Source organism: Siphonobacter curvatus (assembly GCF_002943425.1).
GTDB classification, from domain to species: domain Bacteria; phylum Bacteroidota; class Bacteroidia; order Cytophagales; family Spirosomataceae; genus Siphonobacter; species Siphonobacter curvatus.
In genome coordinates this window covers 207,729-220,339 of the sequence record NZ_PTRA01000001.1, presented here as the reverse complement: position 1 = coordinate 220,339, position 12,611 = coordinate 207,729, and the positions used below count along the sequence as shown (strand labels likewise).

General features: G+C 50.4%; 12 protein-coding genes. 7 read left to right on the top strand and 5 right to left on the bottom strand.

The features are described from left to right. Positions 1-69: 69 nt before the first annotated feature. A complete protein-coding gene (locus tag C5O19_RS00935) occupies positions 70-2,160 on the bottom strand; it encodes a T9SS type A sorting domain-containing protein (protein WP_165795908.1) in 2,091 nt (696 codons plus the stop codon). A 108-nt stretch (positions 2,161-2,268) separates the two neighbouring features. Further along, complete coding sequence (locus tag C5O19_RS00930) at positions 2,269-3,576, bottom strand: aminotransferase class V-fold PLP-dependent enzyme (protein WP_207766419.1); 1,308 nt, start codon at positions 3,574-3,576, stop codon at positions 2,269-2,271. Positions 3,577-3,729: 153 nt separating this feature from the next. Here C5O19_RS00930 and C5O19_RS00925 point away from each other — a divergent pair, with 153 nt between their 5' ends. From C5O19_RS00925 to C5O19_RS00905, 5 genes are all read left to right on the top strand, one after another. Further along, the gene (locus C5O19_RS00925) at positions 3,730-4,344 is read left to right on the top strand and encodes a rhomboid family intramembrane serine protease (RefSeq protein WP_243406297.1); all 615 of its coding nucleotides are present in this window, start codon (positions 3,730-3,732) and stop codon (positions 4,342-4,344) included. 5 nt (positions 4,345-4,349) lie between these two features. Further along, positions 4,350-5,198 (top strand): LytR/AlgR family response regulator transcription factor, encoded by an 849-nt coding sequence (locus C5O19_RS00920; protein WP_104709502.1) that lies wholly within the window; start codon positions 4,350-4,352, stop codon positions 5,196-5,198. Between the two features lie 140 nt (positions 5,199-5,338). Beyond that, positions 5,339-6,055 carry a hypothetical protein gene (locus C5O19_RS00915; RefSeq protein WP_104709501.1) on the top strand — a complete coding sequence of 239 codons (717 nt, stop codon included), beginning with the start codon at positions 5,339-5,341 and terminating at the stop codon, positions 6,053-6,055. A 77-nt stretch (positions 6,056-6,132) separates the two neighbouring features. Continuing rightward, positions 6,133-7,311 carry a nicotinate phosphoribosyltransferase gene (gene pncB, locus C5O19_RS00910; RefSeq protein ID WP_104709500.1) on the top strand — a complete coding sequence of 393 codons (1,179 nt, stop codon included), beginning with the start codon at positions 6,133-6,135 and terminating at the stop codon, positions 7,309-7,311. A 41-nt stretch (positions 7,312-7,352) separates the two neighbouring features. Next, positions 7,353-8,069 (top strand): FRG domain-containing protein, encoded by a 717-nt coding sequence (locus C5O19_RS00905; protein WP_104709499.1) that lies wholly within the window; start codon positions 7,353-7,355, stop codon positions 8,067-8,069. Between the two features lie 56 nt (positions 8,070-8,125). On the opposite strand, the gene C5O19_RS00900 is transcribed toward C5O19_RS00905, so the two are convergent. Beyond that, positions 8,126-8,893 carry a tetratricopeptide repeat protein gene (locus tag C5O19_RS00900; RefSeq protein WP_104709498.1) on the bottom strand — a complete coding sequence of 256 codons (768 nt, stop codon included), beginning with the start codon at positions 8,891-8,893 and terminating at the stop codon, positions 8,126-8,128. 250 nt (positions 8,894-9,143) lie between these two features. Then, positions 9,144-10,394 (bottom strand): MFS transporter, encoded by a 1,251-nt coding sequence (locus C5O19_RS00895; RefSeq protein ID WP_104709497.1) that lies wholly within the window; start codon positions 10,392-10,394, stop codon positions 9,144-9,146. Positions 10,395-10,564: 170 nt separating this feature from the next. Here C5O19_RS00895 and C5O19_RS00890 point away from each other — a divergent pair, with 170 nt between their 5' ends. Then, entirely contained in the window at positions 10,565-11,044 is a 480-nt protein-coding gene (locus C5O19_RS00890) for a molybdopterin-dependent oxidoreductase (RefSeq protein WP_104709496.1), read from the top strand. Between the two features lie 94 nt (positions 11,045-11,138). Next, positions 11,139-12,179, top strand: a complete 1,041-nt coding sequence (locus C5O19_RS00885; protein ID WP_104709495.1) for a cytochrome-c peroxidase — start codon at positions 11,139-11,141, stop codon at positions 12,177-12,179. Positions 12,180-12,183: 4 nt separating this feature from the next. Here C5O19_RS00885 and C5O19_RS00880 read toward each other — a convergent pair whose 3' ends face one another. Further along, on the bottom strand, positions 12,184-12,546 hold the full coding sequence (locus tag C5O19_RS00880) for a hypothetical protein (RefSeq protein ID WP_104709494.1): 363 nt from the start codon (positions 12,544-12,546) through the stop codon (positions 12,184-12,186). Positions 12,547-12,611 lie beyond the last annotated feature (65 nt).

Here is a 12,611-nt window from a genome sequence, read left to right as displayed (position 1 = left end):
CGGGGCTTCTTTTTAGGAGTAGAAAGGTAAAGGCTCTGCTAGCCTTTACCTTTTTTGTTGACTTATGACTTAGTTCGTCTTTATCAACTTGCCTTCCCGTACGTATGCTCCAGCTTGTACTTTCCAGAGTAACATACCTCCCGTAACACCCGACAAATCCAGATCAAAGCGATGCTGATGCTGTACCTGCGTATCCTGCTGACGTAGTACAGGCTGCCCCGCCAGGGTGTACACCTGCAATTGGGCGGCGGCGGCCTGGGGTAAGTTTATTTCAATAATGGCCCGACTGGCGGAAGGGTTAGGGTATACCTTCACCGCGACTTCAGTCGTACCCGGCTCTACGGCCGTAGGCCCTTCAATCCAGACGTTTACGGGCGAAGAGGGGACGGAGCACCCTTCACTAATCACTACTACGACGTAATTGCCCGTTGCCTGCGAACCCCGGAGTACTAGGCGAGGCCGCGTCGCTCCTGCGATTTCGGCATTATCTTTCCGCCACTGATAGGCATAATTGGCTCCCGTAACGGCATTCAATACGACGCTGTCCGGAACCATGGTGGTGGTTTTTCCAGCCGGAACGATGTTCGCAACGATGTTCTGCCCCCGTTCGACAATGGAAACTGCCGCCGACTCTCTCCGACAACCTAGACTATCCCGAACGGTAACGGTGTAGTTACCCGGAGCAGAGGCATTGAATTGTACACCAGAAGCATTGGCCACAACCGCTGTACCGAGTTTCCATTCGTAGGCGTACGGAGCCTGTCCACCCGCGGGGTTCGCCCGTAGTAAGGCTCCACCACCCCGGCAGTAGAACAAATCACCGGAAATTTGTACCGTAGGCGTTGGTTTGATGGTGATACTCCGGCTCAGCGAATCTTCGCAGCCGCGGGCATCTTCGACTTTAATCAGGTAGGTTCCTTCTTTCGTCAGGTTTACGCGATTGCCAAATACGAGACTTGATCCCTGCCGCCAGCTATAGGTTACAGCACCCAGGCTATCGGTGACCCGCCCCGTCCATTGTGTACTGCTTCGACCCTCGCAGAGGTAGTCAGCCCCCGTTACACTCAGTTTTAGCTTACAGGCAATATAGGTGATTCGGGCCGTATCGCGGGCCGTACAGCCATTTCGATCCGTTACCGTTAGCCAAACCTGTGCAGAGCCTTTAAAAGGCCCAATGCTCGGATTGGCCACGGTATAAACGGGTGTATTAGCGGACGTTTGCCAGGCGTAGGTATAGGGGCTTGTACCACCACTGGCCGGAATGATGCCTTTGGGTTCGAAGCGATCTTTGCCCGTCAGGGAGGTGTCGGCTCCGGCATACGCGGTGGGAGAATTGTATTTTTGAATCGGAATGCTATTACCGGACACGGCTTGACAGCCATTTTTTGCCGTAGCCTGCAAGGTATACGTTCCAGCATCTTTGGCCTCAAAGGTAGAGCCCGTGCCCACTACCGTTGTACCGCGTCTCCAAGCATAGGTATCCGGCGTAAAGTTCTCCGTCCGAAAAATCTGCATCTTTACCCCTTCCTGATCCGCCGAACACAGGTTGAGCTTACTCGTTGCCGTAGTGATGTACAGAACGGGTTTGGTTTCCTGTACGGTTTTCGTGGTGGAAGCGGTACAACCTTTCGCATCGGTTACCGTCACGGTGTACGTACCGGCCTTGGTAATCGAAAGCTGAGGTGTTTTATCGGCGAGCACGGTCGATCCAAGTTTCCACTGATACGTATAGGGACTCGTACTACCGGAGGTCGTTACACTCAGGTTGCCTTTCTGTCCCTCGCAAAGGGCCGAATCGCCCGCAATACTCGAAAGGTCGGGTGTAGGATTCAGCGTGATGGTCAGTGTATCGGTAGCTCTACAGGAACCCTGGCTAAGCGTAACGCTGTAGATTCCCACGGTAGTTGCCGTATACGTTCGGCTCGTTCCAACAATTTGAGTACCCCTCCGCCACTGGTAGGTCACGGCTCCGGAAGAAGCCGTACCACTAGGATTCGCCGTCAGGACCACGCTCCCACTGGCACAAAGGCCCACACTGGTGGGAGTTATAGCCACTTTCAAGGGGCAAACGGGGTTTTGAAAGAAGCTACCCGTCGGGTTTCTCCCCCAACTCATCAGAGCCGATGTCAGCAGGAAAAGACTAAGTACAAAATTTTTCATACGGGTTGATGTTAAGTTCATGCAAAGTGGCGGTTCATACCTACAAAAAAACAAATTCCCCGGGGAAGTACCTGCCTCCCCGGGGAATTTACCCGTAAATCCTTATGGTTACTTTCCGGCTTTTGCCAGCTTATCGGTGTTTTCTTTTGACAGAATCGTCAGAGCACTGACTAATCGGTCGAGATCCGAGGGTAAAATATAGACGTGCGGCGTTACCCGAACGCCCTTCACATGTTCTTTATCTATTGGCGTTGTATGGATTTTGAAGCGAGTCAGGAGTGCACTTTCCAGCTGACCGGGCGTCATTCCGTTCACACCAACGACGGCCAAGGCTCCGGAATAGCCCTTTTTCAGCGAAGTATACAGCGTAATACCAGGCAGGTCTTTTACTTTTTCAGCCCAGTAGTTTTTCAGATAAAACAGACGCTCGTATTTCCGAACTGCCCCGATGGAATTATTGAACTGAATGGCCTGCCCGATGGCCTGTTCGATGAAAAAGGGTCGCGTACCCAGGTTTTCGAATTTGCGAATATTGTCTGACTGCGGCTGCTCGTTGGGTACCAGGGGGAATATCTTCGAAATTTTCTCTTTTTTCACCCAAAGCATGCCTGTACCAATCGGAGCACTTAGCCATTTGTGCAGACTCGTACCGTAATAATCGCAGCCCAGGTCGGGTACTTTGTAATCCAGATGCACAAAACTGTGGGCTCCGTCTACGAGTACTTCAATCCCGCGTTTGTGAGCTTCGTCGGCAATTTTCCGAACGGGCAGCACCTGCCCCGACCAGTTGATGACGTGCGTGAGGTGTACCACTTTGGTCTTCGGTGTCATTTGCTCGACAAACAGCTTCACCAGCTGATTCTCGTCTTCGCAGGGCATGGGCAGCTTCACGTAATTGAGCTTCAGACCATCGCGGAGTTCACGTTGCCGCCAGGCACTCATCATATTCGGGTAATCGAAATTGGAGACGACCACTTCATCGCCCTTTTGCAGGGGTAAACCCAGAATGACCGTATCCAGAGCTTCGGTTGCATTGCGGTTAATGGCGATTTCCTCCGGTGACGTACCCGCTACCTTGGCCAGCTGTTCCCGCAGGGGTTCTCGACCCTGATCCAGTACCCGCCACATGTAGTAGCTCGGGGCTTCGTTGGAATAGCGGAAATACCGCTCGACGGCTTCCTGTACCAAGGTCGGGCTGGGACTTACGCCACCGTTGTTGAGATTCAGTATCGTCGGCGAGACGGTGTACGCCCGCTGGATGAGAGCCCAGAAATCTTCATCAGAAGCCAGAGCTTGGGCTGAGTCTCCCAAGCGGTACCGTGCTACTTCCTGAAAGTACGATTCGCTGAGTGGTTTTAAACTGGGAAAGAGGGCAACGCTGGCCGACTGGCGAAAGAACGCACGGCGAGAAGGCATCATAACAGTATGATTGCTAGTGGATAACAGGTTGCGGCCCGGACGGAAATTACTGTAAAATCCGTAAAATCACTATCCCCCCGTGAAAACAGCTATTTTTACGCGTCAAAATACCCTTATCTTTCGACTGAAAGATCGTTTTGTATTGCTACCATGAATCTGAGTCTGACCTTACTGTTTATACTACTGGCCGTAGGTGCCAGTTTATACGCCTGGAATAACGAATCCATCCTGCGTCGCTGGGTAATGAATCCGTACGAAGTCAATCGCCGGAACGAGTATTGGCGGTTTATTACGTCGGGCTTTATTCACGCCGATATTGGTCACCTGGCCTTTAACATGATCTCGCTGTATTCTTTCGGCGGTCTGGTGGAAAGCATTTTCTCGCAGATTTCGCCGATGGGAAATCTGCTGTATGTAGCTCTGTACATTGGCGGTATTATTATTTCCGACCTGCCCACATACTTCAAGCACCGGAATAATCCCAACTACAATTCCCTCGGGGCTTCGGGCGGGGTATCTTCCGTCATTTTCGCGGGGATTATGTTTGCTCCCACGACGTCACTGTACCTGTTTTTCATTCCCATCCCCATTCCGGGCTGGATTTTCGGTGGACTTTATCTGGCCTATTCCTACTGGGAATCCCGGCGGGGAGCGGGTTATATCAATCACTCGGCTCACTTGTGGGGAGCTTTGTACGGTATTGCTTTTGCCATTGCGGCTTATCCACCCGTCATCGGTATGTTTATTGAGCAAATCCGGGGATAACTCGTATGTTTTCGATTCTGGCTCAGCCCCATCCCCGCTTCGAGCGTGATGCCGCTACCTGGTGGCTATCTATCGGAGCGGGTCTATTCGTGGGGCTGTTTATCATTATTTTTCAGCCTTTTGGAACCGCCCGGGTCGTCATGCCCGGGAAGTACCTGTTTCTTGCGGGTTTTGGAGTCATTACTTCGCTGGTACTGGTTACCAATTACTTTGCCTTACCGGCTCTATTTCCAGCGTGGTTTCGGGAGGAACGCTGGACGGTTGGTCGCAACATCGTCTTTATACTGGGCCATTTTCTGGGCATTGCCGTGCTTAATTACTTTTACACCACGAGCGTTTTTGGAATATCTCGACATATTCCGGGTTTACTTTCCATGATTGGGTTTACGTTGATTATTGGCGTTTTTCCGACGACGGCCTTTACCATTACCACGTACGTCAAAAAGCTTAAGAAGTACAGTCAGCCCCCCCAGCCGGAGCCCCTCTCCCCGCAGGAAATCGCTACCGAAACCCAACAGTATATTCAGTTCACGGCGGAAAACGGAAAAGATCAGCTACGCCTACCCGTGACCGAATTGCTGTACATTGAGTCAGCGGACAATTACTCGGAAATCGTTTTTCAGGAAAATGGTCAGCTCCGCAAGGAACTGCTCCGGAGTAGTCTGAGTCGACTGGAAACGCAAATCCCCTACGACTTCATCGTCCGCTGTCATCGTTCCTACATTGTCAATTTGCACCGTGTGGAACGGGTGAGTGGGAACGCTCAGGGGTACAAACTCCATCTGCGATCGCTGGAAACGCTTGTCCCCGTTGCTCGCAAGTATTCCGAACTGGTCACTGAACGCTTTCACTGACCTTGTCAAACATCCCGAAGGATTGCTGAACGGCCCCTGGCTTTGTCAAACGTCCCAGCATCTTGATAATCAACCCATTGATTTGACATGTTTTCGTCGTAGCTCTACGTTTGTAGGGTCTTGTCAACCATGCAATTCTTATGAAAACGCTTCAGGCTTCGATCCTCGTCATTCACGTTATCTGTGGTTTTACTGCTTTACTTAGTGGCCTAGTCCCCATGATTGCCCGCAAAGGGGGCCGCTTACATAACTTCTGGGGCCTGATATATTACTGGGCCATGTTTGGCGTATTCATTACGACCGTGGGCCTATTTGTACTGGATCCGCTTTCGCTGAAAATGCAGTTCTTTCTACCCGTAGCCGTCGGTAGCTTTTACCAGACCTTCACCGGAAAACGAATTTTATTACGCAAAAAATCAGATACACCACCTGCCCAACTGGACTGGGCTGCGATGTACGGCGTAAGCTTTTTCGGGCTAGTGACGCTGGCCTGGAGTATCCAGCGATTTACGGTACAACAACCCTACCAAGGCATTTTGTTTCTATTCCTGACCGCTCTTTGTCTGGCCAATGGCGGGAACGATTACAAGGTATTTAGTGGACGGGTACAGCCTCAACGCATGCACTGGTTCTTTACGCACCTGGGTCGAATGCTGGCTTCGTATGCCGCTACGCTAACCGCCTTTCTGGTCAATGTAGGTCCCCGTTTCTTACCCGCTGATATGCCTTCTTTCGTCAATCTTCTGCTGTGGATTGGTCCAGGTGTAGCCGTTGGTTTTGTCATTAGCCGGCTCACGAAACAGTACCGCAAAAAGATGGGCTTGACGGCTCCCACCGCCTCTGCTACACCTGCCTAACTGTTTACTGGTACGGTTTAAAACTCCGGGCATAACTTTTATGGAAAAACTATCATTTCCATTAGCCCTGCGTTTCCATGTCTGTGCCTTCCATCCTTCCCTCCCTGCTAGATAATGACTTCTACAAGTTCACTATGCAGCAGGGAGTTATTCGGCTCTTTCCATCGGCCCGAGCCCGTTATCAATTCATTAATCGGGGAAAACATGCGTTTCCGCCCGGCTTTGCCAAAGCTCTGCGGGAAGCCGTTGATGCCATGGCTTCTTTGCAACTGACCCGCGAAGAGAAACACTTTCTCCGAGTTACCTGCCCTTACCTCGACCCCGTCTATCTGGATTTTCTGGCCGGCTACCGATACAATCCCGAAGAAGTACACATCATCCAAACCGGCGAAGAACTGGAAGTACGCGTTGAAGGCCTGTGGTACCGTACCATTTTGTGGGAAGTACCGCTCATGTCGCTAATCTGTGAACTGTACTATCAACTGAATCATCTGAAGCGAATTAGTGATGCGGAAGTGATAGAGAATACTCGCCAGAAGATTGAAAATTACCGCGATCTGAACGTTACGGTAGCTGAGTTCGGCACCCGCCGTCGCCATTCGTATGGGGTACATCGATTGGTTTTACAGGCTTTGCAACAGTACGGGGCGGGTTCATTTGTCGGAACTAGCAACGTACACATGGCCATGCAGTATCAGACCAAACCCATTGGTACGCACGCCCACGAATGGTTTATGTTCCACGCAGCCCGGTACGGTTTTAAGATGTCGAATGCTTTAGGACTGGAACATTGGGTACAGGTCTATCGCGGGGATTTGGGCATTGCCCTATCGGATACGTACACAACGGACGTCTTTTTCCAGCAGTTTGACAAGATGTTCTCCAAGCTCTTCGATGGAGTCCGGCACGACAGTGGCGATCCGCTCGAATTCACCGATAAAGTCATCCAGCATTACCAACGCATGGGGATCAATCCGCTGTCGAAAACCATCACCTTCTCTGATTCACTCAATTATGAAAAAGTCGTACGCATTGCCGAACACTGTCGGGGTCGCATCGGCATGTCGTTTGGCATCGGTACCAGTCTGACCAATGACGTCGGCCCTAAAGCCATGAACATTGTAATTAAAATGACGGAGGCCCAGCCGGGTGAAGGAGAATGGACCGAGGTCGTCAAGCTATCCGACGAAAAAGGCAAATACACGGGCAGCGAACGGATGATTCATCTGGCTAAGGAAATCCTCCACATCGAATGAGAAGTACGTACTGAATACCAAGATTTTCCACCGATCCAGCCATGAAAGAAGTTGAATTAAGTACGATTGAAGCGTACCTCACGCTCATTAAGCAGAGTAAAGACGAACACAGCCAGCAGGGCTACTCGATTGATTTTCTTTTTCGCGGACAAACGTTCGATCATCCCCTGCTTCCCAAGATTTGCCGCCTGAAAGCCAAAGGTGACATTTTGCAGGTGGAACAAACGCTTTTACAGGAATTCAAGCGAACAAATCCACTGCTCATTGAGCCGCACCGCCCCATGGACGATTGGGATTACCTGACGCTGGGCCAGCATTTTACCTTACCCACGCGTTTGCTCGACTGGTCAAACAATGCCCTGACGGCCCTGTGGTTCGCTACGGGCGAATCGCTAGGGGCTTCGTCGTACAGCGTAGTGTGGATTTTAATGGCTCAGGAAGAAGATTTTGCGGCCAATCTGGAAACGATGCACCCTTTCGAGGTGCCGCAAACTAAGCTGGTACGACCCCGGATTATCAAGCAACGGATCAATAATCAGTCGGGTGTATTTAGCGTCGCGTCGTCTCAGGAACTACTGACCAAGCAGTACATGAACGAAATCGACTCGTATACGGAGAAGTTGATCAAGGTAAAAATTCCGTCCACCTGTTTGAAGCAAATTCGTACCGATCTGGATACGCTAGGCGTTAACGCTTTTTCAATTTTCCCGGAACTGGAAGGGCTCTGTACTTATCTTCAATGGCGTTACTTTGAATAATGAAAAAGGCGTAACACGAGTCGTGCTACGCCTTTTTCATTATCCGCTATCATTACTTAGTTTTTTCCGGAATTAAATACGCCTTTTGGATCGGCCTGTTTAGCCGAAAGCTGCTCGATGAAATTGAAGTCGAGGACCTGTACATCCAGCTGACGGCATTGGTGCAGGTGTTCCCAGGCTTTATCAAAATTGTTTCGCTGGTACTCGGCCAGTGCCAGTTTCAGGTACGTCGTGGCGTTAGTCGTATCCAGCTGTACGGAACGATTGAGTAAGGTAAACGCTTCGTCCAAATCATGAGCCTGACCGGATTGCTGATGTTGCTGAATGTACAGCGTCGCCAGATCATCGAGTAACATCGAATTAGCAGAATCGCAGGCGACTCCTTTGCTCAACATACGGATGGCCTCGGTTCCTTGTCCTTTCTGATGGCAAACAACCCCTAAACCCCAGTACGCATCGCTGTTTTTCGTGTTCAGCAACTGGGCCAGGTTGAAGCGGTAGCAAGCTGTATCCAGCTCACCTTCGGCGATGTACTCCCAGCCACGCTCGGCAAAAAACCGGCTGGCTTCGGCCCGATTACCGAAATTCTCGTCACAGGCCTTTAAAAAGGCTTCGTCTTGTTTGATTTGCTGGGCGGATTTCTTTTTTTCACCCCACAGCGGAATACAGTGCAGGGATGTTTTGTCACTGTCTTTAGCTACCGTCGAACGGGCTTCAGAATTTGATTTGGTTAGGGGATGGGACTGACTAACAAACTGAGAGGTCTGTCCGAAAACGTTCGGAAATACCCCCAGAATGGTCCACACTACTAAAAGGGCTCTCATCGAATTCACTCTCTCCAAATTGGTTTCAGATTCTTAAACGCTTCGGTTGAGGAATAAGTGTCTGCCGAAGTAGTTTTAACGTAATTTTCTGGAGATTAACCGTGTAAAAAGAAATATTCGTCGCTGGTATCCAGGACTTTATTCCCTACCTCCGTCGCAACGAAAGTAGTAGAATCCCTAAGTTTAGCCAAACGATTAGTCGATTCTTAACTCAAATCATCCCCATCATCAGCTCCCTTTGGGAGCCTTCCTATGAAACGTACGCCTTGGGTGCTCGCCGAAAGAAAAACAGGGAAAGAAAGGCCGTTAGTCCAAAAACGCCAGCCGTCAGGTACAAGGCTTGCTGGTACGAGCCGGAGGTTTCGAAGAGCCAGCCCATCACTAGTGGTCCCAGTAGTGAACCGCAGTTTTCGAATAAGCTGATGGTACCGTTGATCTTCCCGGCTGCTTTCAAGCCAAAGGATCGAACAATCAATACGTTGTACAGAGTGAAAACGCCGCCCCAGCTTAAGGCCGCCAATCCTACGGAAGGAATAATTAGACTCGGCGTCAGCGAAGCCAGGCCTACTGCTCCGACCATGAGTCCCAACAGACAGCCGGTAAACAGAGGATAGAGGGACACCAGATCAGAAATCCAGGAAATCAGAAATTTCCCTACCAATGCTAACGTGAAATACAGCGATAGCGTCCAGGCCGCTTGCCCGGAATCGAATCCAACGCTTCGTAATTGTAAAAAGAGATTGGAAACCAAGCCGACAATTCCCAAAAACGAAAGAAATCCGCACAAAGCAATCAACCAGAACAAGGGCGTACGTAGGGCTTCGGCATACGTTCGCCCCTCCTTTACCAGTGGTTCTTCCGTCGCCCCTCGTCCGTAGGGTTGCATGCCGGCGGTTTCGGGGGTACTATGCACAACGACAGCCGTATAAACGAACAGCACCAGGGGGACAAACGATAGCCAGTGAAAAGCTTCCCGCCAGCCGTGCGTATGAATTAGATTCGTAAGTAAGGGCGGAAAAATGGCACTACCCAAACTTGTGCCCGCCAGCGTAATACCCAGGGCTAATCCGCGTTTTTTCTGAAACCAGGACGAAACCAGAATCACTACGGCCACTGAACCCGCCGAAACGTACGCCAGTCCAAGCAGTACGTGCAGAATATACAAATCCGTCAGATTACGAGCGAACCCGTAGCCGCCCAGAGCCAGGGTCATTAAGGTTAATCCACTCAGCAGTAACTTCTTTACCCCAATCCGATCAATCAACCAACCTGACAGTAAAATGAATAGAGCCGAAACAGCGTAGGTAACCGTTTCCCGGGACTTCAGTACGCTCCGACTCAAGTGAAACTCCCGCTGAACAACTTCATCAAACACCGACAACGAAGAAGTAGTAAGCCCATTGATGGTAATGAGAATGAATAACCCGGAAACCGCGATCAACCAGGGATACTGTTGATGAGAAGTGTCTGAAGTATCGGTTAAAGTAGATGTTTGATTCATACGTTCGGGAAGCAAAGACGCTTTTTTACTCGTGTCTAGTAAACAGCGGAAAAGATAGATGGTTCCCAGTAGTCTAGCCCTAGTCTAGAGTTTTAAACAATTCGTTACATTTGGTCGTTATATTCATTCAAACATAACGATAACTTTAGACCTATTCCCGTTCCTGTCGCATGAAAAAGTTACTGTCCTTGTTCGGTTTTCTTGTATGGTCCTGGAATGTATCAGCTCAGGTGGTTCTGAAGGTTACGGGTGAAGTCAATACTCCGCTTCAACTACAGGCTTCCGATCTGAAAGCTCTGCCGCATACAGAAGTAAGAACCGTAGACAAAGACCAGAAAGAACACCACTATTCGGCCATACCGCTGATTGAGCTACTCAAAAAAGCCGGGGTAACCGTAGGCGGGCAACTTCGCGGGGAAAATCTGGTTAAATACGCTCTGGTACGGGCCGCCGATGGGTATGAGGTCTTGTTTGCTTTACCAGAACTCGACCCAGAGTTTAGTACGCGAACTATCGTACTCGCCGATGCCGTAGACGGTACTCCCTTACCCGCTGGCCTAGGTCCGTATCGAATCGTAGTACCCGGCGAAAAGAAACCCGCCCGCTGGATTCGGGAAGTAAGGGAAATTGAAATCCGGTTTGCCAAATGATTTTTGTTTGCCAGAGAATGTTTATTTTCACTTTCCATTTGCCGGAAAGGCCGCAACCGGACAGGTAGACTCGTTTTTCTTCTCGTCGATACGTATGCTTCGTTGGTTGATCCTGCTGAGTAGTGCGGTGGTGCTGGCCTTTAACCTCCGCAACGATACTCCCTATACGCTTACTATTCCGGCTTCTTTTGGGCATCGCTACACGATTCCGGCGGATAACCCGATGACCGTGGAAGGCGTGGCCCTAGGGCGTTTTCTGTTTTACGACTCCCTGCTTTCCAAGAACAATACCATCTCCTGTAGCAGTTGCCATCAGCAAAATCGGGCGTTTACCGATGGTTTTGCGTTGAGTATCGGCGTGAATGGACGCACCACGGCCCGCAATTCCATGTCGCTGGCGAACCTGCTTTGGGTACGTCATTTCTTCTGGGATGGTCACTCACCCACGCTGGAAGATCAGGCTCTGATTCCCATGGCTCATCCGGATGAACTGGGACTAGCTCCCGAGAAAGCGGCTCGTAAACTGCAACAAACGGCTTTTTATCCCCCAAAATTCAAACGGGCATTTGGCACCGACTCCATTACGCCCCTTCTGATGGCCAAAGCTCTGGCTCAGTTTGAGCGGACGTTGATTTCTGCTCAGGCTCCGTATGATCAGTACCTGAGACATCAGTACACGCTAACCGCCGCCGAAAAGCGAGGCATGGATCTATTCATGCGAACCTCCAACGTAGCCAAAGGTATACGCGGAGCGAATTGTGCTCACTGTCACGGCGGAGCCCAGTTTTTCCAGAACGTCTTTCACAATAATGGCCTTGATGCCTCACCGCTCGATCCTGGTCGGCAGGAAGTAACAGGCTTTGACGCCGATTTTGCCCGCTTTCGCGTACCGACGCTTCGGAATATTGCCGTGACGGGTCCGTACATGCACGACGGTCGCTTCCGGACGTTGGAGGAAGTCATCGATCATTACAGTGAGCATATGGCTTCCAGCCGTACGCTCAGTACGGACTTAAAAGGTCCCATGCATCTGACCTCTTCCGAAAAGAAAGATTTGATCGCCTTCCTACATACACTTACGGACACGGAGTTTTTACAGAATCCCGCCTTTAGCAATCCGTTTTTGACGCAATAGTCTGCTATTCGTCCATTTCTTCGGGCTTCGTTAATGAACTGGCGAGCAAACTAATGACGCCCATCGCCAGAAAAGTATTACGGGCTTTTTTGTGTTTGGCAAAACCAAAAAGCCAGGGTGCCGCCAGTGCCAAAAGTCCCGCCGAAAAGTCAATAGCTAAGTGCTTTTTGAAGGGTAATAGTCGCAGGACGCCCCATTCGGCCTTGGTACCTAAAGTATAGGCTAAGGCTCCACTACTCAAAAGACCACATAAGCTGACAGCGGCTTTTTCCTTTTCAAAATCGGCCAGTTTAGGAGCCAGGGCCACAAGCGGTACATACGCATAATCAGCTAGGCCGTGCATGGGCCGTGAAATAGGCTTTCCCATAATCGGGTGTTTTTAGGGTTGGTTTACAGAGGTGTAGAAAAAGCTGTACCTGAGCTTGTTGGAAT